General features: G+C 71.9%; 22 protein-coding genes. 5 read left to right on the forward strand and 17 right to left on the reverse strand.

The window, feature by feature from the left end:
- Positions 1–37: 37 nt before the first annotated feature.
- From ACM9LD_RS16075 to ACM9LD_RS16155, 17 genes are all read right to left on the reverse strand, one after another.
- Positions 38–358 (reverse strand): hypothetical protein, encoded by a 321-nt coding sequence (locus tag ACM9LD_RS16075; RefSeq protein ID WP_415677591.1) that lies wholly within the window; start codon positions 356–358, stop codon positions 38–40.
- 15 nt (positions 359–373) lie between these two features.
- Entirely contained in the window at positions 374–1,819 is a 1,446-nt protein-coding gene (gene nuoN, locus ACM9LD_RS16080) for an NADH-quinone oxidoreductase subunit NuoN (RefSeq protein WP_415677592.1), read from the reverse strand.
- Positions 1,816–3,294 (reverse strand): NADH-quinone oxidoreductase subunit M, encoded by a 1,479-nt coding sequence (locus ACM9LD_RS16085; RefSeq protein ID WP_415677593.1) that lies wholly within the window; start codon positions 3,292–3,294, stop codon positions 1,816–1,818. The genes nuoN and ACM9LD_RS16085 overlap by 4 nt, the downstream gene beginning before the upstream one ends.
- Entirely contained in the window at positions 3,291–5,168 is a 1,878-nt protein-coding gene (nuoL, locus tag ACM9LD_RS16090) for an NADH-quinone oxidoreductase subunit L (RefSeq protein WP_415677594.1), read from the reverse strand. Before nuoL ends, ACM9LD_RS16085 begins: the two co-directional genes overlap by 4 nt.
- A gap of 3 nt (positions 5,169–5,171) precedes the next feature.
- Positions 5,172–5,471 (reverse strand): NADH-quinone oxidoreductase subunit NuoK, encoded by a 300-nt coding sequence (gene nuoK / locus ACM9LD_RS16095; protein WP_415677595.1) that lies wholly within the window; start codon positions 5,469–5,471, stop codon positions 5,172–5,174.
- The gene (locus ACM9LD_RS16100; RefSeq protein ID WP_415677596.1) at positions 5,468–6,265 is read right to left on the reverse strand and encodes an NADH-quinone oxidoreductase subunit J; all 798 of its coding nucleotides are present in this window, start codon (positions 6,263–6,265) and stop codon (positions 5,468–5,470) included. The genes nuoK and ACM9LD_RS16100 overlap by 4 nt, the downstream gene beginning before the upstream one ends.
- Entirely contained in the window at positions 6,262–6,765 is a 504-nt protein-coding gene (gene nuoI, locus ACM9LD_RS16105) for an NADH-quinone oxidoreductase subunit NuoI (RefSeq protein ID WP_415677597.1), read from the reverse strand. The genes ACM9LD_RS16100 and nuoI overlap by 4 nt, the downstream gene beginning before the upstream one ends.
- On the reverse strand, positions 6,758–8,074 hold the full coding sequence (gene nuoH, locus ACM9LD_RS16110; RefSeq protein WP_415677598.1) for an NADH-quinone oxidoreductase subunit NuoH: 1,317 nt from the start codon (positions 8,072–8,074) through the stop codon (positions 6,758–6,760). The genes nuoI and nuoH overlap by 8 nt, the downstream gene beginning before the upstream one ends.
- Positions 8,071–10,413 (reverse strand): NADH-quinone oxidoreductase subunit G, encoded by a 2,343-nt coding sequence (locus ACM9LD_RS16115; RefSeq protein ID WP_415677599.1) that lies wholly within the window; start codon positions 10,411–10,413, stop codon positions 8,071–8,073. Before ACM9LD_RS16115 ends, nuoH begins: the two co-directional genes overlap by 4 nt.
- Positions 10,410–11,750: an NADH-quinone oxidoreductase subunit NuoF gene (gene nuoF, locus ACM9LD_RS16120; protein ID WP_415677600.1), complete on the reverse strand. Its 1,341-nt coding sequence runs from the start codon at positions 11,748–11,750 to the stop codon at positions 10,410–10,412. The genes ACM9LD_RS16115 and nuoF overlap by 4 nt, the downstream gene beginning before the upstream one ends.
- Complete coding sequence (gene nuoE, locus ACM9LD_RS16125; RefSeq protein ID WP_415677601.1) at positions 11,747–12,469, reverse strand: NADH-quinone oxidoreductase subunit NuoE; 723 nt, start codon at positions 12,467–12,469, stop codon at positions 11,747–11,749. The genes nuoF and nuoE overlap by 4 nt, the downstream gene beginning before the upstream one ends.
- A complete protein-coding gene (locus ACM9LD_RS16130) occupies positions 12,466–13,725 on the reverse strand; it encodes an NADH-quinone oxidoreductase subunit D (protein WP_415677700.1) in 1,260 nt (419 codons plus the stop codon). Before ACM9LD_RS16130 ends, nuoE begins: the two co-directional genes overlap by 4 nt.
- 26 nt (positions 13,726–13,751) lie before the next feature.
- Positions 13,752–14,471 carry an NADH-quinone oxidoreductase subunit C gene (locus ACM9LD_RS16135; RefSeq protein ID WP_415677602.1) on the reverse strand — a complete coding sequence of 240 codons (720 nt, stop codon included), beginning with the start codon at positions 14,469–14,471 and terminating at the stop codon, positions 13,752–13,754.
- Complete coding sequence (locus ACM9LD_RS16140) at positions 14,468–15,022, reverse strand: NuoB/complex I 20 kDa subunit family protein (RefSeq protein WP_415677603.1); 555 nt, start codon at positions 15,020–15,022, stop codon at positions 14,468–14,470. Before ACM9LD_RS16140 ends, ACM9LD_RS16135 begins: the two co-directional genes overlap by 4 nt.
- The gene (locus ACM9LD_RS16145) at positions 15,013–15,375 is read right to left on the reverse strand and encodes an NADH-quinone oxidoreductase subunit A (RefSeq protein ID WP_068524392.1); all 363 of its coding nucleotides are present in this window, start codon (positions 15,373–15,375) and stop codon (positions 15,013–15,015) included. Before ACM9LD_RS16145 ends, ACM9LD_RS16140 begins: the two co-directional genes overlap by 10 nt.
- Positions 15,376–15,516: 141 nt before the next feature.
- The gene (locus ACM9LD_RS16150) at positions 15,517–15,912 is read right to left on the reverse strand and encodes a DNA-binding transcriptional response regulator (protein WP_415677604.1); all 396 of its coding nucleotides are present in this window, start codon (positions 15,910–15,912) and stop codon (positions 15,517–15,519) included.
- A 28-nt stretch (positions 15,913–15,940) separates the two neighbouring features.
- A complete protein-coding gene (locus tag ACM9LD_RS16155) occupies positions 15,941–16,915 on the reverse strand; it encodes an isopenicillin N synthase family dioxygenase (protein ID WP_415677605.1) in 975 nt (324 codons plus the stop codon).
- Positions 16,916–17,066: 151 nt separating this feature from the next.
- On the opposite strand from ACM9LD_RS16155, the gene eno reads away from it, so the two are divergent.
- The 5 genes from eno (at position 17,067) to ACM9LD_RS16180 (ending at position 20,652) form a co-directional block, all read left to right on the forward strand.
- Positions 17,067–18,350 carry a phosphopyruvate hydratase gene (gene eno, locus ACM9LD_RS16160; RefSeq protein ID WP_415677606.1) on the forward strand — a complete coding sequence of 428 codons (1,284 nt, stop codon included), beginning with the start codon at positions 17,067–17,069 and terminating at the stop codon, positions 18,348–18,350.
- Between the two features lie 39 nt (positions 18,351–18,389).
- Positions 18,390–18,809, forward strand: coding sequence for an FtsB family cell division protein (locus tag ACM9LD_RS16165; RefSeq protein WP_415677607.1), 420 nt, complete (start codon positions 18,390–18,392; stop codon positions 18,807–18,809).
- Positions 18,809–19,333 (forward strand): DUF501 domain-containing protein, encoded by a 525-nt coding sequence (locus ACM9LD_RS16170; protein WP_415677608.1) that lies wholly within the window; start codon positions 18,809–18,811, stop codon positions 19,331–19,333. Before ACM9LD_RS16165 ends, ACM9LD_RS16170 begins: the two co-directional genes overlap by 1 nt.
- On the forward strand, positions 19,330–20,283 hold the full coding sequence (locus ACM9LD_RS16175; protein WP_415677609.1) for a Ppx/GppA phosphatase family protein: 954 nt from the start codon (positions 19,330–19,332) through the stop codon (positions 20,281–20,283). The genes ACM9LD_RS16170 and ACM9LD_RS16175 overlap by 4 nt, the downstream gene beginning before the upstream one ends.
- A gap of 90 nt (positions 20,284–20,373) precedes the next feature.
- The gene (locus ACM9LD_RS16180) at positions 20,374–20,652 is read left to right on the forward strand and encodes a hypothetical protein (protein ID WP_415677610.1); all 279 of its coding nucleotides are present in this window, start codon (positions 20,374–20,376) and stop codon (positions 20,650–20,652) included.
- The last annotated feature ends 21 nt before the right edge of the window (positions 20,653–20,673 follow it).

The raw sequence follows: 20,673 nt of genomic DNA on the forward strand, positions 1-20,673 counted from the left end.
GCGCCGGGCGCGCGGTTCGGCTTGGCCGCGGAGGAGGTCACGGAGCGTCCGTCGGGCCGGGCTCGGGCGCGGCCCCGTCCTCCCCGGACGGCTTGCGCGCGGCCTCGGCCTGCGCGGCCACCTGCGCCCGGTACGCGGCCTCGGCCTTGTCGTGCTGGTTCTTGATGAACCGGCTCGCGAAGATCAGGCCCACGAAGAACAGCAGCTCGAAGACGATGGCGGCGATGTACAGCACGCGCGCGGTCGTCGTGGTCGCATCGGTCAGCCGCCAGATCAGCACGCCGAGCACCAGCAGCAGGACGGCGCCCATCGACTTCAACTGCAGGCCGTTGCTGAACGGAAGCGGCTTGTCACTCATGAGTGACGATTCTACTTACCGCCCGGTGAACACCGTGAGATCGGCGAACAGGTCCAGCAGGGGCTGCGGGAAGACACCCAGCGCGATCACCGCCACTACGCCGAGCCCGATCGCGAAACCGGTGAGCGGATCCACCCGCGGCACATCGGGCGCGAACTCGTGGGCGGGTGCGAAGTACATGGTCATCATCACCCGGATGTAGAAGACCGCCGCCAGCGCGCTGGCGAGCACACCCACTACGACGAGCCACCCGCCGCCGCGCTGCGCCGCCGCCGCGAACACCGCGAACTTGCCCGCGAACCCGCCGGTGAGCGGGATCCCGGCGAACGAGAGCAGGAACAGGGCCATAGCGCCCGCCAGCAGGGGGCGGGTCCGGCCCAGGCCGGCCCACCGGTCCAGCTCCGCCACCTCGGCGGTGGTGCCGTCGGCCCGGGTCTCGCGGACGGCCGCGGCGACCGCGAACCCGCCGACCGTGCTGAGCCCGTAGACCGCGAGGTAGAAGCAGACCGCGCCCGTCCCGCGGACCGTCCCCGCGAAGACGCCGATGAGCAGGAAGCCCGTGTGTGCGATCGCCGAATAGGCGAGCAGGCGCTTGACGTCCGACTGCGTGACCGCGATGACCGAACCGACCACGACGGTGACGACGGCGACCGCCGCGACCACCGGGCGCCACGGCACGTCCCGGAAGGCGACCAGGGTGAGCCGCACGATCACGCCGAACGCCGCGATCTTCGTGGCCGCCGCCATGAACGCGGTCACCGGCGTCGGCGCGCCCTGGTAGACGTCCGGCACCCACGAGTGGAAGGGCACGGCGCCGGCCTTGAACAGCAGGCCCACGCCGATCAGCGCCGCCCCGAGGGTGCCGAACACCGCGTCCCGCGGGACCGCCGCGATCGACGTGGAGCCGGTCGCCGCGAAGCGCAGGGCGATGCCGAACAGGAGGATCGCCGAGCTGAACGCGCCCAGCAGGAAGTACTTGAGCGCCGCCTCGAGCGGCAGCAGCCCGCGCCGTTTCGCCAACGCGCAGAGCAGGTACAGCGGCAGCGAGAAGACCTCGAGCGCCACGAACAGCGTCAGCCAGTCCTGCGCCGAGACGAACGCCAGCATGCCGCCGAGCGCGAACAGCGTCAGCGGCACCGCCTCGGTGTGCGTCAACGAGTCGTAGCGCGCCACCATCAGCGCGAGCGCCGGGAGCGTCGAGATCAGGAGCAACCCCTGCAGCGCGAGGGAGAGGCCGTCGTCGGCGACCGCACCGGCGAGCACCGCGCGCGGGCGCTCGCCGGTGTCCGCGAGCACCGCCACGGCGATCAGCGCCGCCAGCACGGCGCTCCCGCCGAGCACCGCGTGCACCCGGGCGCGGACCGCCGCGGGCGCGAACGACTCGACCACCACGCCGACGATCGCGGCCACGAAGACGATGAGCGCCGGCGCGATCTGCGCGTACTCGATCGACGGGTTCATCGGGCGACCTCCGCGACCGTGGGCGAGACCGACGGGTTGATCGCGTCCAGCGCGGGTCCGGGGAAGAAGCCCAGCAGGAACAGGGCGACGACCAGCGGGACCAGCACGACCAGCTCACCCGGCCGCGCATCGTCGACGGTGCGCTCCACCTCCTCCGGCACGGGCCCCGTGAACATCCGCTGGTAGGTCCACAGCACATACATCGCCGACAGCACCAGCGCGACCACCGAGACGATCGCGGCGACCGCCCACCGCGGGTAGGTGCCGACCACGACGAGGAGCTCGGACACGAACGGCCCGAGCCCGGGCAGCGACAGGGTCGCGAGGCCCGCGATGAGGAAGATCGCCCCCAGCTTCGGCGCCCGGGACCAGGCGCCGCCGAAGTCGCCGATCCGGCGGCTCCCGCGGCGGGCCACCAGGACGCCGGCGGTGAGGAACAGGGCCGCCGTCGCGACGCCGTGGTTGACCATGTAGAGCACCGAACCGGCCTGCGAGTCGCCGGTGCGCGCGAAGACGCCGAGGATGATGAAGCCGAAGTGGCTGATCGACGTGTACGCGATGAGCGACATCACGTCGGACTGCCCGATCGCGAGGATCGCGCCGTAGACGATGCCGATCACCGCGAGCGCCGCCACCCACGGCGCGAAGCGGGCCGCGGCGTCGGGGAACAGCGTGAGGCAGTAGCGCAGCATCGCGAAGGTGCCCACCTTGTCGACGATCGCCATCATCAGCACGGCCGTCGGGGGATTCGTCTGCACCGCCGCGCCCGGCAGCCACGTGTGCAGCGGCCACAGCGGCGCCTTCACCGCGAAGGCGAACAGGAAGCCCAGGAACATCAGGTCCTGTGCGATGCCGGGGCCGGGCCGCGCACCGTCGAGCAGGGCGCGCAGGTCGAAGGTGCCGGACGCGGCGTACAGCCCGACCACCGCGGCCAGCATCACGAGTCCGCCGGCGAGGTTGTAGAGCAGGAACTTCACGGCGGCGTGGGTGCGGACCGCCGTATCGCTTTCCGTGCCGCCGAACCCGGCCAGCAGGAAGTACAGCGGGATCAGCATGGCCTCGAAGACCAGGTAGAACAGCAGCACGTCGGTGGTGACGAAGCTGACGAGCACCATCGCCTCGACCGCGAGCGTGAGCGCGACGTAGGTGCCGGCGCGTGCGCTCTCGGGCGCGGTCTCGCGCCAGGCGGCGAGCAGCAGGACCGGCAGCAGGGCGGCGGTGAGGAGTACCAGCACCAGCCCGGTCCCGTCGAGCCCGAGGCGGTAGCCCGCGCCGAAGGACGGTATCCAGGAATGCGATTCGACGAACTGGAAGCCGCCCGCGGGGTCGAAGGCGAACGCCAGCCCGATGCCGATCACCAGCGCGACGAGTGCCGCCGCCAGCCCGATCCAGCGCGCGGCGCGGGGCACGGCCGCGGCGGCGACGGCACCGACCGCGGGCGCCGCCCAGAGCAGCGTCAGCCACGGCGCGCTCATGAGAGCCACACCGCCGCGGCGCCGACGAGCACCGCCGTCCCGGCCAGCATGGTCAGCGCGTAGCTGCGCGCGTACCCGGTCTGCGACCGCCGCAGCAGGAGAGAGCCGAGGTGCACGCCCGCGGGGATCGCGTCGACCGCGCCGTCGATGCCCTTGCGCTCCGCCACGAGCAGGGCGTCCGTGGCGGCCTGCCCGGGGCGCATGAAGACGGCCTCGTTGAGGGCGTCGCCGTACAGGTCCTTGCGGGCCGCGCGCGTCAGGGCACTCACCGCCGGCGGTGCCTCCACGGGCACCGTCCGCGTCAGGCGGACCGCCACCGCGACGCCGATCGCGACGGCGCCGAGGACCAGCAGCGTGACCGCCCACGCGGGGATCGCGTGGTGCGCCTCGGGCGCGGATCCGACGGCGGGAGCGAGGAAGTCGGAGAGCGTGCCGCCGATCACCAGGAGCGCGCCCGCGCCGACGCTGCCGAGCGCCAGCACGACCATCGGCCCCGTCATCACCCGCGGCGACTCGTGCGGATGCGTGCCCTCGCGCCATCGGCGCGCGCCGAAGAAGGTCAGCACCATCACCCTCGTCATGTAGAAGCCCGTGATCCCCGCGCCGAGGACCGCGGCGCCGCCCAGCACGACGCCCCAGAAGCCGCCGCGGCCCAGCGCGGCCTCGATGATCCCGTCCTTGGTGAAGAAGCCCGACAGCGGCGGGACGCCGATGATCGCGAGATAGCCGAGGCCGAAAGTGACCGCCGTGACCGGCATGACCTTCGCGAGGCCGCCGTACCGCCGCATGTCCGTCTCGTCGTTCATCCCGTGCATCACCGAGCCCGCGCCCAGGAACAGGCCGGCCTTGAAGCAGCCGTGCGCCAACAGATGCGCGATCGCGAGGGCGTAGCCCGCGGGTCCGAGCCCGGCGGCGAGCACCATGTAGCCGATCTGGCTCATGGTCGACGCTGCGAGGGCCTTCTTGATGTCGTCCTTCGCGCAGCCGATCACGGCGCCGAAGAGCAGCGTCACCGCGCCGACGGCGAGCACGAAGCCCTGCGCCACCGGTGCCGCCTCGAAGACGGGGCCGGTGCGCACGATGAGGTAGACGCCGGCGGTGACCATCGTCGCGGCGTGGATGAGCGCCGAGACCGGAGTGGGGCCCTCCATCGCGTCGCCGAGCCAGCTCTGCAGCGGCACCTGCGCCGACTTGGCGCACGCGGCCAGCAGGAGCAGCAGCCCGAGCCACGTGAGCACGCCCTCGCCGGCCTCACCGGCGCGGGGGAGGAACTCGCCGAAGGTGGTGGTGCCGAAGGTCATGAGGGTGACCGCCACCGCCAGCGCCAGGCCCATGTCGCCGACGCGGTTCACGATGAAGGCCTTCCGCGCGGCCGTCGCCGCCGAGGGCTTGTGCTGCCAGAAGCCGATGAGCAGGTACGACGCGAGACCCACGCCCTCCCAGCCGAGGTAGAGCACCACGAGGTCGTCCGCGAGGACCAGCACCAGCATCGCGCCGAGGAACAGGTTGAGGTAGCCGAAGAACCGGCGCCGGCCCGGGTCGGCCTCCATGTAGCCGATCGAGTAGACGTGGATCAGCGTGCCGACGCCGGTGATCAACAGCGCGAAGCACACCGACAGCTGATCCAGGCGGAAGGCCAGGTCCACCGAGAGGTCGCCGCCCGAGAACCAGTGGTAGAGCACGGTGCCCACCGATCGGTCCGCGCCGTCCCGGGCCAGGAGCAGGCCGAAGGCGACGGCCGCGACCACGAAGGACAGCGCCGCCACCGCGGTGCCGAACAGGTGCCCCCAGGCGTTCGTCCGCCGCCCACCGAGCAGCAGGACCGCCGCTCCGGCGAGGGGGATCAGCGGCAGAGCCGCGATGAGTACGGTCACCGGTCACCGCCTCAGCAGGTGCGGCTCGTCGACGGACACGGACTTGCGGACCCGGAAGATCGCGATGATGATCGCCAGGCCCACCACCACCTCGGCGGCGGCCACGACCATCGTGAAGAAGGCGAGCACCTGCCCGTGCGGCACGGCGTGCATCCGGCCCGCGCTGACGAGCGCGAGGTTCGCGGCGTTGAGCATCAGCTCGACGCACATGAACACCACGATGGCGTTGCGGCGCAGCAGGACGCCGGCGGAGCCGATCGCGAACAGCAGCGCGGCGAGGTACAGGTAGAGATGCGGGTTCACGGCGTCACCTCCTCGTCGCGGAGCGCGTGCGGAACGTCGTCGTCGAGCGACGGGGACCGGTCGGGGAGCGCGCGCCGCTCGCCCGGCACGCGCGGGGCCAGCGTGTGGTTGACGGAGTCGAGCGCGGGCGATCCGTCGGGCAGCCGGCCCGGCAGGTCGACGGCGTTGCCCAGCGCGTAGACGCCGGGGTTGGGCAGCGGTGTGGCGCGGCGGCCCTCGCGGAACCGGCGGATCGATTGCTCGCGCTGGCTGAGCGCGGTGGCCAGCTTCTCCCGGTGGGCGAGGATCATCGCGCCCAGCGTGGCGGTGATGAGCAGCGCGGCGGTGAGCTCGAAGGCCCACAGGTAGCGCACGAAGACGGTGTCGGCCAGGGCCTCCACGGAGTTCGGCGGGTACTCGCCCGATCCCGCTCCCTGCGCGGCCCCGGCCCCGGCGCCGACGTCCCGGAGCGAGGCCCGGGCCACGAGGCCGATGAGCAGCATTCCGAAGGCGAGACCGGCGACGGCGGCGCCGATCCGGTGCCCGCGCAGGGTCTCCACCAGTGAGTCGGAGGAGTCGACGCCGACCAGCATGACCACGAACAGGAACAGCATCATCACCGCGCCGGTGTAGACCACGATCTGCACGACGCCGAGGAAGGTCGCACCCTGGGAGATGTAGAGGATCGCGAGCAGGATCATGGTGGCGGCCAGGCACAACGCCGAGTACACGGCCTTGGAGGCCAGCACCACGCCCAGGGCGAAGACCACCGCGGGCACCGCGACGATCCAGAACGCCCACTCCTCCCCGGTCATTCGTCCACCGCCCCCCTGTAGTAGTCCGTCGCGGTGAGGCCCTCGCGCATCGCGTGCGGCGGCGGCACCTCGCCCTCGTGCAGCGGGGCGAGCAGGTCGTCCTTGTCGTAGATCAGCGCGCCGCGATCGCGGTCGGCCATCTCGTAGTCGTTCGTCATCGTCAGCGCGCGCGTCGGGCAGGCCTCCACGCACAGGCCGCAGCCGATGCACCGCAGGTAGTTGATCTGGTACGTCCGGCCGTAGCGCTCGCCGGGGGAGTACCGCTCCTCCTCGGTGTTGTCGGCGCCCTCCACGTAGATGGCGTCCGCGGGGCAGCTCCACGCGCACAGCTCGCAGCCGATGCACTTCTCGAGCCCGTCGGCGTACCGGTTCAGCTGGTGCCGCCCGTGATACCGGCCGGCGGTGGGCGAGCGCTCCTCCGGATAGTTCTCGGTGACGGGCTTGGTGAACATGGTCCGCAGGGTCACGCCGAATCCGCTGAGCCCGAGGGGATCAGCCATGGGAGGCCTCCTTCGCTTCGGCCTCGCGCGGCAGGGCTCGCCGGGCGGGCTCGGACAGGTACTGGCCCGGCAGGGGCGGCACGGGGAAGCCGCCGGCCATCGGATCGAAGGGCAGCGAGAAGGTCTCGGGATCCGGGCCGGGCTCGGGAGCCTTCTGCCGACGGTGCCGCACCACCAGGACGGCGAGCACGGCGAGGGTGAAGAGCAGCGAGACGGCGGGCGCCAGCACCGTCGTCGAGTGCCCGGCGAGGGCCCACGCCTGCACCGCGCCGGCGACCAGCACCCAGGCCAGCGCGGTCGGGATCAGCAGCTGCCAGCCGAACCGCATGAACTGGTCGTAGCGCAGCCGCGGCAGCGTGGTGCGCAGCCAGATGAAGGCGAACAGGAAGCACCACACCTTGCCCACGAACCAGACCACCGGCCACCAGCCGGAATTCGCGCCGTCCCACATGTTCAGCGGCCACGGCGCGTGCCAGCCGCCGAGGAACAGCGTGGTGGCGAGTGCGGAGACGGTGGTCATGTTGACGTACTCCGCGAGCATGAACATCGCGAACTTCAGCGAGCTGTACTCGGTGTGGAAGCCGCCCACCAACTCGCCCTCGGCCTCGGGCAGGTCGAAGGGCGCGCGGTTCGTCTCACCGACCATCGAGACCACGTACACGACGAACGAGGGCAGCAGCAGGAAGACGTACCAGGTGCCCTCCTGGCGCGCGACGATGCCCGACGTGGCCATCGTGCCCGCGTACAGGAAGACGGCGGCGAAGCTCAGGCCCATCGCGACCTCGTAGCTGATCACCTGGGCGGTGGAGCGCAGGCCGCCGAGCAGCGGATAGGTGGAGCCGGAGGACCAGCCGGCCAGCACGATGCCGTACACGCCGATGCTGGTGATCGCGAGGACGTACAGCACCGCCACCGGAAGATCGGTGAGCTGCAACGGCGTCCACGTCCCGAACACCGAGACCTGCGGGCCGAAGGGGATCACGGCGAACGCCATGAACGCGGGGATGGTGGCGATGATCGGTGCGAGGAGGTAGACGGGCTTGTCGACCCCGGAGGGCGTGATGCCCTCCTTGAGCGCCAGCTTGATGCCGTCCGCGAGCGACTGGAGGATGCCGAAGGGGCCCACCCGGTTCGGCCCGTACCGGTGCTGCATCCGGGCCATCACCTTGCGCTCGATGAGGATCGCGGCGAGCACCGTCAGCACCAGGAAGGCGAAGATCGCGACCGCCTTGACCAGGATCAGCCACCACGGATCGCGGCCGAAGGTGGAGAGGTCGACGGGGTCGTGCGGTCCGAGGGCGAGCGTCATCGCGCCACCCCGATCCCCACCACGGCGCCCCATCCGACGCCCAGCGTCTCGCCGACGGCGCTGCCGGGCGAGTTCCGCGGCACCCACACCACCCCGTCGGGCATGTCGGTCACCTCGAGCGGCAGCGTGATCGTGCCGCGGTCGGTGGAGATGGACACGTCGGCGCCGTCCGCGGCCAGGATGCCGGTCGCCGTCGCCGCCGACATCCGCGCGACGGGCCGCCTCGCCGTCGCCGCGAGATCGGGCTCCCCGTCCTGACCGCGCCCCAGGTCGAGCAGCTGCCGCCACGTCGCGAGCAGTGCCTCGCCGTCGCCGGGGACGCCGACGGTGCCGGGGCGCCCGGCGACGGGGCGGCGTGGCGGCCGGACCGAGCCCAGCGTGCGGAGGGCGGCGGCGGCACCGTCGGCGTCGGTGAAGCCCAGGTCGGCGCGCATCGACTGCGCGAGGACGGCGAGGACCCGCGCGTCCGTGAGGGCACCGGGCGAGGGGAGCGCCGCCGCGAAGGAGCGGTCGCGGCCCTCCCAATTGCGGAAGGTGCCGGCGCGCTGCGTCACAGTGGCGACGGGAAGCACCACGTCGGCGCGGGCGGTGACCTCGGACTCCCGCTGCTCGAGGCTCACCACGAAGGCGGCGTCAAGGGCGCGGCGCGCCCCGTCGGGGTCGGGCAGGTCGCCGATGTCGACCGCCCCGCACACCAGGGCGGGCAGGTCGCCGGACGCGGCGGCGGCGAGGATCCCGGCGGTGTCGCGGCCGGGGCCGTCGGGCAGGGTGACGCCCCACAGCGCCTCGACCTCCATGCGGTGGGCGTAGTTCGCGGTGAGGCGGCCGCCGGGCAGCATCCCGGCCAGCGCCCCCGCCGCGATCGCGCCGGGCTCGCCCGCGCGGCGCGGGATCCACGCCAGCCGGGCGCCGGAGGTTGCCGCGAGCGCCGCCGCCGAGGCGAGGGCCTCGGGGGTCTCGGCGAGCCGCTCGCCCACGAGGATCACGGCGCCGGGCGCCGACAATCGCTGCGCCAGCGTGGGCTCGGCGAGGGTCGCGGCCTCGCCGCCGGGAGCGCACGTGAGGAGCTCGCCGTCGAGGCGGCCCAGGCCGCGGGAGGCGAACGGGGCGATCGACAACACCCGGGTGCCGCCGGCCCGCACCGACTTCCGCAGCCGCAGGTGCACGATCGGCGACTCCTCCTCGGGCTCGAAGCCCGCGAGCAGCACGACCGGCGCGGTCTCGAGGTCGGCGTAGGAGACCCCGCCCGCCACGCCGGAGGCCAGGAACGACGCCTCCTCCGCGCTGTGCGGCCGGATCCGGAAGTCGATGTCGTTGGTGCGCAGCGCGATGCGCGCGAAGGCCGAGTAGGCGTACAGGTCCTCGACGGTGCCGCGCCCACCGGTGAGCACACCCGCCGCCCGGCCGGTCAGCCCCTCCGCCGCCGCCGCGATCGCCTGCGGCCACGAGGTCGGGGCGAGGACGCCGTCGGCGCCGCGCACCAGGGGCGTGGTGAGCCGGTCCGGCGCGGCGGCGTAGGTGAAGGCCCAGCGCCCCTTGTCGCAGCTCCACTCCTCGTTGACCTCGGGATCGTCGCCGGCGAGGCGGCGCAGCACCTCCCCGCGGCGGTGGTCCACGCGCAGGCCGCAGCCGCTCGCGCAGTGCTCGCACGCCGACGGGGTGGAGGTCAGGTCGAAGGGCCGCGCCCGGAATCGGTAGGAGGTGTTGGTGAGCGCTCCGACGGGGCAGATCTGCACGGTGTTGCCGGAGAAGTAGGAGTCGAGCGGCTGGTCGCCCGCGACGCCCACCTGTTGCAGCGCACCGCGATCCATGAGCTCGATGAAGTCGTCGCCGGCGATCTCGTCGGAGAAGCGGGTGCAGCGCGCGCACAGCACGCACCGCTCGCGGTCGAGCACGATCTCCGCCGAGAGGGGGATCGGCTTGGGATAGGTGCGCTTGTCGGCGGCCGGGAAGCGCGACGTGGCGCGGCCGGCGGACATGGCCTGGTTCTGCAGTGGGCACTCGCCGCCCTTGTCGCACACCGGGCAGTCCAGCGGGTGGTTCACCAGCAGCAGCTCCATCACGCTGCGCTGGGCGCCGGCCGCGGCGGCGGAGGTGGCCTGCGTGCGTACCACCATCCCGTCGGTCACCGTCGTGGTGCAGGAGGCGAGCGGCTTGCGCTGGCCCTCCACGTCCACGAGGCACTGTCGGCAGGCCCCCGCCGGGGCGAGCAGGGGGTGGTCGCATAACCGGGGGATCGCGATCCCCAGCTCCTCGGCGGCGCGGATCACGAGAGTGCCCGGGGGGACCTCGATCTCGATGCCGTCGATGGTGGCCTTCACCGGCTCGGGGGCGGTCATCGCGCACCTCCGGGGACCGGGGCCTCGCGCATCGACTCCGCGGGGTCGAAGGGGCAGCCGCCCTCGGCGACGTGCCGCTCGTACTCCTCGCGGAAGTACTGCAGCGAGCTCTGGATGGGACTCGCGGCACCGTCGCCCAACGCGCAGAAGGCCTTGCCGAGCACACCGTCGGCCACCTCGGCGAGGGTGTCCAGGTCCTCGGCGCGTCCCTCGCCCTCCTCCAGCCGGCGCAGGAGCCGCACCAGCCAGTACGTGCCCTCGCGGCACGGGGTGCACTTGCCGCAGGACTCGTGCGCGTAGAACTCGAGCCAGCGCAGCACCGCCCGGACGACGCAGACGGTGTCGTCGAAGACCTGGAGGGCCTTGGTGCCCAGCATCGACCCGGCGCCGGCCACGCCCTCGTAGTCGAGCGGCACGTCGAGGTGCTCCGCCGTGAGCAGGGGGGTCGACGAGCCGCCGGGCGTCCAGAACTTCAGCTCGTGCCCGGGGCGGACGCCGCCGGCGAGCTCCAGCATCTCGCGCAGCGTGACCCCGAGCGCCGCCTCGTACTGCCCGGGCCGCACGACGTGCCCCGAGACGGAGTACAGCGTGAACCCGGGCGACTTCTCGCTGCCCATGGTGCGGAACCACTCGGCGCCGCGGGCGAGGATCGCCGGCACGCTGGCGATCGACTCGACGTTGTTCACGCACGTGGGCGAGGCGTAGAGGCCCGCGACGGCGGGGAAGGGCGGCCGCAGCCTGGGCTGCCCGCGCCGGCCCTCCAGCGAGTCCAGCAGCGCCGTCTCCTCGCCGCAGATGTACGCGCCGGCGCCGCCGTGCACGACGAGATCCAGGCTGAATCCGCTGGGGCCCATCGGCTTGCCGAGGTAGCCCGCCGCGTACGCCTCGGCGACGGCAGCGCGCAGCCGTCGCTGCACGCCCAGCACCTCGCCGCGGACGTAGATGAACGCCTGACGTGCTCGGATCGCGTACGAGGCGATGATGACGCCCTCGATCAGCGTGTGCGGCGTGGCGAACATGAGCGGCATGTCCTTGCAGGTGCCGGGCTCGGATTCGTCGGCGTTCACCACGAGGTAGTGCGGCTTGTCGGCGCCGGGCTTGGGGGCCTCGCCGTCGCGCAGCTGGGGGATGAAGCTCCACTTCAGGCCCGTCGGGAAGCCGGCGCCGCCGCGGCCCCGCAGGCCCGCGTCCTTCACCAGCCCGATCACCTCGTCGGGCGTCATCGCGAGCGCTCGGTCGAGCCCCTCGTACCCGCCCGCCGCACGGTAGGAGGCGAGGGTCCAGGGCTCGGGGTCGCCCCAGCGGGCGGAGAGCACGGGGGTGAGGTGCGCGGTCATGACTCCGCCTCCCGCACGGCCTGCAGGCCGGCCATCGTCGGGGCGCCGCCGGCGCCGGAGGCGGAGACCGCCCCGGGCCGGGTATCGTCGAAACCGGCCAGCAGGCGGGCGGTCTCGCGGAAGGAGACGAGCGGGGCGCCGCGCGTCGGCGACGGTGGCCGGCCGGAGCGCAGCGCGTCGACGAGGTCGCGGGCGCTCGCCACCGTCTGGTCGTCGAAGAACTCCCAGTTGACCATGACGACGGGGGCGTAGTCGCACGCCGCGTTGCACTCGATCCGCTCGACGGTGACCCGACCGTCGGGCGTGGTGCCGCCGGGGTCGATCCCGAGGTGCTCGCACAGCGACGAGAGGATCGCGTCGCCGCCGAGGACGGCGCACAACGTGGTGGTGCAGACGCCGACCAGGTACTCGCCGGTGGGGCCGCGCCGGTACATCGAGTAGAAGGTGGCCACGGAGACCACCTCGGCAGCGGTGAGGTCCAGTGCGGCCGCGCAGAACTCGATGCCCGCCGGGGTGATGTAGCCGTCCTCGGACTGCACCAGGTGCAGCAGGGGGAGCAGCGCCGACCGCTTCTCGGGGTACCGGGCGATGAGCTGTGCGGCGTCCGCCGCGAGGCGCTCGGCGACGGCCGCGGGGTACTCGGTGGGCGCCCCCGCCCGGTACAGCTGCACCTTCTCCTGCGGCCGCGCGCCGAACTCGAGGAAGACGGGCTCGCTCATCGGTCCACCCCTCCCATCACCGGGTCGATGCTGGCCACGGCCGCGATGACGTCGGAGACCATCCCGCCCTCGCACATCGCCGCCACCGCCTGCAGATTCGTGAACGACGGGTCGCGGAAGTGCACGCGGTACGGCCGGGTGCCGCCGTCGCTCACGGCGTGCACCAACAGCTCGCCCCGCGGCGCCTCGACCGAGACGGCCACCTGCCCGGCCGGAACGGCGAAGCCCTCGGTCACCAGCTTGAAGTGGTGGATCAGCGACTCCATGGACTCGCCCATGATCTCCGCGATGTGCGCGCGCGAGTTGCCCAGGCCGTCGGGGCCGACCTTCAGGTCCGCCGGCCACCCGAGCCGGGCGTCCTCGATCATCACCGGCCCGGGCGTCAGCTTGTCGAGGCACTGCTCGACGATGCGCAGCGACTGGGTCATCTCCAGCACCCGGATCAGGTAGCGGCCGTAGCAGTCGCACCCGCTGTCGGTGATCACGTCGAACTCGTAGTCCTCGTAGCCGCAGTAGGGTTCGCTGCGGCGCAGGTCGTGCGGCAGGCCCGTCGACCGCAGCACCGGTCCCGTGATGCCCAGCGCCATGCAGCCGGTGAGGTCCAGGTAGCCGATGTTCTTGGTGCGCGCGATCCAGATGGGGTTCTCGGTGAGCATCGACGCCATGGACGCCAGCTGCGGCGGCAGCGTCCGCAGCAGCTCGCGGATCTGCGGGATCGCCTCGTCGGGCAGGTCGGCCGCGACGCCGCCCGGACGGATGAAGGCGTGGTTCATCCGCAGTCCGGTGATGGTCTCGAAGACGTCGAGGATCTGCTCGCGGATCTCGAAGCCGCGCAGCATGGGGGAGACCGCGCCCAGCTCCATGCCGCCCGTGGCCAGCGCGACGAGGTGGCTCGTGACGCGGTTGAGCTCCATGAGCAGCACCCGGATGACCGTCGCGCGCTCGGGGATCTCCTCGGTGATGCCGAGCAGCTTCTCCACGGCGAGGCAATAGGCGGTCTCGTTGAACAGCGGGGCCAGGTAGTCCATCCGGGTGACGAAAGTGGTGCCCTGTGTCCAGGTGCGGAACTCGAGGTTCTTCTCGATGCCCGTGTGCAGGAATCCGATCCCGCACCGCGCTTCCGTCACCGTCTCCCCGTCGAGCTCGAGTACCAGGCGCAACACCCCGTGCGTCGACGGGTGCTGCGGGCCCATGTTCACCACGATCCGCTCCTGGCCGATCGCCTCGGCGGCGATGTCGTCCCAGTCGGACCCCATGGCGGTGAACTCGGTGTAGTCGGTGGTCACGAGTACGACCTCCGGGTGTCGGGCGCGGAGACCTCGGCGCCGTGGAACTCGACGCCGATGCCGCCCAGCGGGTAGTCCTTGCGCTGCGGATGGCCCTCCCAGTCGTCCGGCATCTCGATCCGGGTCAGCGACGGGTGCCCGTCGAAGACGATGCCGAAGAAGTCGTACGTCTCCCGCTCGTGCCAGTCCGTCGTCGGGTAGACGGGAAACAGGGACGGGATGTGCGGATCGGCATCGGGGCAGGAGGTTTCGAGGCGCAGCCGGCGCCCGTGCGTGATCGACTGCAGGTGCGTGACCGCGCGCAGCTCCGCGCCGGCGTCCTCGGGGAAGTGCACGCCCGAGGTGCCCAGGCACATCTCGAACCGCAGCGCGGGCTCGTCGCGCAGCAGCCGCGCCACCGCCACCACGTGCTCGCGCGGGACCCGGAGCGTCACCTCGCCGCGGTACACGACCACCGCGCGGACGTACTCCGCGAAGGAGGCACCGTCGGACCGGTCCAGCGCCGACCGCAGGCCCGCGACGACCCCGTCGTACCCCTCGGGGAGGGGCTCCTCGCCGGGCCCCGGCATCGCGACGGGGCGGGTGATCCGCCCGTAGCCGGAGGTGTCGCCGGTGCCGCCGCTGAACATGCCGGTGCGGGTGCGCACCACGTCGGGCGGCGGCGCCGCGGGCTCGACGGTGCCGCCGGGCTCGGGCAGCTCGGGGGAGTCGGTCATCGCAACAGGCCCTTGAACTCGATGGTGGGGCGCGAGGCGAGCGCCGCCTCCTCCGCAGCGCGGCGCGCGGTCTCGCGGTTCACGCCCATCGGCGTCTCGGCCACCTTCTCGTGCAGCGCCAGCAGAGCGTTGAGCAGCATCTCCGGACGCGGCGGGCAGCCGGGGAGATAGATGTCCACGGGCACCACGTGGTCGACGCCCTGCACCACCGCGTAGTTGTTGAACATGCCGCCGGAGCTGGCGCAGACCCCCATGGCGAGGACCCATTTCGGCTCCGCCATCTGGTCGTACACCTGCCGCAGCACCGGCGCCATCTTCTGGCTGACCCGGCCCGCGACGATCATCAGGTCGGCCTGCCGGGGCGAGGCGCGGAAGGCCTCCATGCCGAACCGGGCGATGTCGAAGCGGGGACCGGTGGTGGCCATCATCTCGATGGCGCAGCAGGCCAGGCCGAACGTGGCCGGCCACAGCGATCCCTTCCGCGCGTACCCCGCCACGCCCTCGAGCGTCGTCAGCAGGAAACCACCGGGAACCTTGTCTTCTAGTCCCAACTGAGTCCCCCCCGACGCCACTCGTACACGTAGGCGACCGTGACGTTCACCAGGAACAGCGCCATCGCGAGCAGCCCGTACGTGCCCAGCACGTCGAAGTGCACTGCCCACGGATAGAGGAAGACGATCTCGATGTCGAAGATGATGAACAACATGGCAGTCAGGTAGAACTTCACCGGGAACCGGCCGCCGCCCGAGGCCGGCGTGGGCGAGGGGTCGATGCCGCACTCGTAGGCCTCGAGCTTCGCGCGGTTGATCCGGCGCGGCCCGACGAACCGGGCGACGCCCACGGAGAACACCGCGAAGGCGGCCGCGATCGCCCCGAGTACCAGGATGGGCACGTACAGGTTCACGGCGGTGCTCCCTTCGCGGTGTATGCGAAATCCCCGTCAGCAGAACCGGTTAGGCTCCCCTGAGTGAAGTTGTGAGCTACATCACGACTATATGTCCAACGTGTGATCGGGGTGGGCTTTTGGGGCGAGCGTGTCTGATTCTCAGAGCGTCGCGGTCGCGAGCAGCCGCCCGGCGGCGCCCGCCAGCTCGAACGGGTCGAGCGGGTGACTCACCCAGTCGTCCGCCTGGGACCACCGTGCCAACCAGCCGTCGGCGCGCCGGGCCGTGATGACCAGCAGGGGCGGGCACGGTTCGATCTCGTCGCGCACCTGCCGGGCCAGTCCGATCCCGCCGGCCGGGGCGGCCTCCCCGTCGAGCACGACCAGGGCGACGCCGCCCTCGTCGAGCCGGGCGATCACGGCCGGCGCGGTCGCGACCTCGAGGACCGTGATCGGGGGTCTGTCCGGCGCGGGGCGGGAACCCAGGGCGGCCGTGATCTCCGCGCGGTGCCGCGCGTTGGAGCTGTAGACGAGGACGAGCGGGGCAGCGCCGGTCATGGTCCCCACGATAGGGACGCCGGTCGGGTTACGAAGCGGATTGCGGGTAGTGCCGCGCCGCCACGTCCGGGTGCGCTCGCAGGCGACTCTTCCAGGCGTTCTCACCGTAGGTGTCGAAGATCGGATTGTCCGGATCGACGGAGACGCCCGTCCGCAGGTCCGCGGGGAGCGGCAGGTGCGGCATGCGCGCCGTGACCGACGGGTTGAAGAAGTACGGCACGGAGATCCGATCGGCGCCGGTGCTCCGGTTCAGCACCCGGTGCTCGGTGGCGTGCAGGTAGCCGTCGCAGCCCACCTCCAGCATCTCCCCGATGTTGACGATGAACGCGCCGGGCAGCGGCGGCACGTCCACCCACTCGGCCGCCCCGGGCGGCAGCACCTGCAGCCCCTGCGACGCGGGGTCCACCAGCAGCAGGGTCAGCACTCCCGAGTCCTTGTGCGCCCCCACTCCCTGCTCGGTGTCCGTCCCCGCGGGGTAGCGGACGACCTTGATCAGCGTCGCCGGCCGATCGGCGAAGGCCTCGTCGAAGACGTGCGGATCGGCGCCGAGCGAGCGCGCCCACGCCCGCAACAGCGCGAGTGAGATCCGCGACAGGTCCGCGTCCCACCGCTCCATCACCGCGCGCAGCTCGGGCAGGGACGCCGGCCACTGGTTCGGGCCGAGCAGGTTCAGGTAGTCCGGCCCGGGGCCCGACGGTGCCGGATCCTCCCGACCCAGGTCGATCTGCTCGCGCCAGTCGACCTCGCCGCGGGTGAACTCCCCGCCGAGGCGGGTGTAGCCGCGGAAGTGCGGCGAGTTCGTCATCGCGATCGCGTCCTTCTCGGCCTGCGGAAGCGCGAAGAAGGCGCGGGCGACGTCCAGTACCTCGTCGATGCGCTCCGGCGGCAGCCCGTGGCCCGTCAGGTAGAAGAAGCCGACGTCGTGCGCGGCGGCGCGAACGGCACCGTCGAACTGCGCGGGGTCGGTGTCGAGGAGAGCGAGGTCGAGCACCGGGACGGACATGACCGCAGGGTAGCGCCGTCCGCTCCAGGTATGAGTGGATCCGATCAGTGTGATCGGGACTTCGTGCGCGCCGGGCTTCGTGTCGCGGGTGCCGGGCACTAGGCTGGCTGCTGAGTTGCCCCCGAGCTCGGCCAGTGCATAAGGAGAGACCGTGTCCGAAATCATCCAGGTAGGCGCCCGCGAGATCCTCGATTCCCGTGGTAACCCCACGGTGGAGGTGGAGATCGTGTTGGCCGATGGCAGCTTCGCCCGTGCGGCGGTGCCTTCGGGTGCGTCGACCGGTGAGCATGAGGCTGTGGAGCTTCGGGATGGTGGTGAGCGGTACGGCGGCAAGGGTGTGACGAAGGCCGTTGAGGGCGTCCTGGAGGTGATCGCCCCGGAGGTGATCGGCATCCCCGCGGATGAGCAGCGGATCATCGACCAGACCCTGCTGGATCTGGACGGCACCCCGGATAAGAGCCGGCTGGGGGCGAACGCCCTGCTGGGGGTGTCGCTGGCGGCGTCGAAGGCGGCGGCGGAGTCGGCGGCGCTGCCGTTGTTCCGGTACATCGGTGGCCCGAACGCGCACATCCTGCCGGTGCCGATGATGAACATCCTCAACGGCGGCGCGCATGCCGATAGTGGTGTGGATGTGCAGGAGTTCATGGTCGCGCCGATCGGTGCGGAGACCTTTAAGGAGTCGCTGCGCTGGGGCACGGAGGTGTATCACGCGCTGAAGTCGGTGCTCAAGAGCAAGGGGCTGAACACGGGCCTGGGCGATGAGGGTGGTTTCGCGCCGTCGGTCGCCGGCACCCGGGAGGCGTTGGAGCTGATCTCGGAGGCCATCGCCAAGACCGGGCTGACGCTCGGCTCGGATGTGGCGCTGGCGCTGGATGTGGCGGCGACGGAGTTCTACACGCCGGAGGGCTACAGGTTCGAGGGCAAGGTGCTCAGTGCTGCGGAGATGGGCGAGTTCTACGCGAAGCTGATCGGGGAGTTCCCGCTGGTGTCGATCGAGGATCCGCTCTCGGAGGATGATTGGGAGGGTTGGGTCGACCTGACGGACGCGATCGGCGACAAGATTCAGCTCGTCGGCGACGACCTGTTCGTCACCAACCCGGAGCGGCTCGAGGACGGTATCGCCCGCGGTGCGGCGAACGCGCTGCTGGTGAAGGTCAATCAGATCGGCACCCTCACCGAGACGCTGGACGCGGTGGCGCTGGCGCACAACAACGGTTACAAGAGCATGATGAGTCACCGTTCGGGTGAGACGGAGGACACCACCATCGCCGACCTGGCGGTCGCGGTGGGCTCGGGCCAGATCAAGACCGGTGCCCCGGCGCGGTCGGAGCGGGTCGCGAAGTACAACCAGCTGCTGCGCATCGAGGAGGAGCTGGGCGACGCCGCACGGTACGCCGGCGACACCGCCTTCCCCCGCTTCGAGTTCACCAGCTAGTCCCCGCAGTACACCGAGAGTCGAAGGAGCACAGCCGAAGTGAGCAGTAGGTCCCGCCTCGTGCGCAGCCCGTCGGGCGGCGATGCCCGTGCGGACGGACGGAGCGCGGGGCGGACCGTCGTGCTGTTCCTCGTGCTGTGCGTCCTCGCCCTCACCCTCGCGGTGCCGGTCCGGACGTACATGTCCGAGCAGGCGCGCGAGGAGAAGGTCGCGGCCGAGCACGCTCAGCTGATCGCCGACATCGCGCGGCTCGAGGAGCAGAAGCGCCTGCAGGACGATCCGGAGTACGTCAAGGCGCAGGCCCGGATCCGGCTGCAGTACGTGATGCCCCGTGAGACGCCCTACCGCGTGCAGGTGCCCGGCGCGCCGAAGCCGACCCCCGAGCAGGTGGAGGCCGAGCAGGCGAAGCAGAACCCCTGGTACACCAATGTCTGGCGCACGATCGCGGTGCCGCACTGATGAGCGACGCAGTAGCTCAGGAGGATCTGGACCGGGTCGCCGCGCAGCTGGGCCGGGAGCCCCGCGGCGTGCTCGCCATCGCCTACCGCACCCCGGACGGCGAGCCCGCGGTGGTCAAGACCGCGCCGCGGCTGCCCGACGGTACGCCCTTCCCCACGCTCTACTACCTCACGGATCCGCGGCTCACCGCCGAGGCCAGCCGGCAGGAGAGCGCGGGCGTGATGCGCGAGATGGAGGCACTGCTCGCCTCCGACGAGGCCATCGCCGAGAACTACGGCGCGGCGCACCGGCACTACCTCGAATCCCGCAACGCCCTGGAGGATCTGGGCACCGACTTTACCGGCGGCGGCATGCCGGACCGGGTGAAGTGCCTGCACGTGCTCATCGCCTACGCGCTCGCCGAGGGTCCCGGGGTCGTCTGGCTGGGCGACGAGGCCGTCGCCCTCGCGGCGGCAGCGGGCCTGCGGGGGAGCGCGATCCCGGCCGACTGGCCGGAGCCCCGGTTCCCCTGGGGTGGTGAGTGAATCCCCTGATCGTCGCGGCGATCGACTGCGGTACCAACAGTATCCGCCTGTACGTCGCGCGCGCGTCCGACGCGGGACTCGTGGAGTTGCACCGCGACATGCGGATCGTCCGGCTCGGTCAGGGCGTGGACGCCACGGGCGAGTTCGCCGCCGAGGCACTCGAGCGCGTCCGGGTGGCGCTCGACGACTACGTCTCCACGGCACTGGAACTGGGCGCGACCCGGGTCCGCATGGTCGCCACCTCCGCCGCCCGCGACGTGTCCAACCGTGATGCGTTCCTCGACCTCACCGCCGCCGCGCTGGGCCGGATCACGCCGGGTGCGCGCGCCGAGGTGATCGCCGGCACCGAGGAGGCGGAGCTCTCCTACCGCGGCGCCACCGCCGGGCTGTCGGCCGACGACCCGGCCCTCGTGGTCGACCTCGGCGGAGGCTCGACGGAGCTCGTCGTCGGCTCCGGAGGCGCCGTCGCGCGCGCCTATTCGGCCGACATCGGCTGCGTGCGGATCACCGAGCGTGCGCTGCACGCGGACCCGCCGACCGCCGCCGAGGTGGCGGAGGCGACCTTCCACATCGACGCCGCCCTCGACGAGGCCACCGCCGTCGTGCCGCTGGACGGCGTCCGCACCTGGATCGGCGTGGCCGGGACCTTCACGACGTTGGCCGCGCTGGCACACGGCCTCACCGAGTACGACCCCGCACTGATCCACGGCTCGCGGGTGCCGCTCGGCGATCTCGTCGCGCTGTGCCGCCGGCTGGTGGGGATGACCTCCGCGGAGCGCCTGGCTCTGGGCCCGATGCACCCCGGTCGCGCCGACGTGATCGGCGGCGGCGCGCTGGTGGCGATGCGGCTCGCCGAGCGGCTGGCCACCGTCGGCGTGACCGAGCTCACCGTTTCCGAGCACGACATCCTCGACGGCGTGGCCATGGGGCTCGCCGAACCCGGGAATTAACGCACTGTTGACGAACTCACAGCCTTTCGGCAGCGCACGAAGCGGTTTCGCAGCCTAACGTCTTCGTCAGACGGCGAAAGGAAGTCGATGATGACGAAGGCAACCGAATGCGTGATCGTGGTGCTGGACGGCACCGACGCGACGGCACGACTGGTCGCTGAGCTCTCCGCGGCGGGAAACCGGGTGACCGCGGTGGGCACCAACTTCCGGGACGTGGTCTCCGTGCTCTCCGGTGACGTCTACGCGCTCGTGGCGGACCTCGCCGATCCGGAGCAGTGGGCGACGGCCGTCGACCGCGCCGAGGCGCGCCACGGCACCGTCGACACCGTGCTCGATCCGGCCGGCCGGTTGGCGGCACGCGCGGCCTGAGCCGACGTGGGGGTCGATCTC

Source organism: Tsukamurella hominis, from assembly GCF_965137015.1.
Lineage (GTDB): Bacteria > Actinomycetota > Actinomycetes > Mycobacteriales > Mycobacteriaceae > Tsukamurella > Tsukamurella hominis.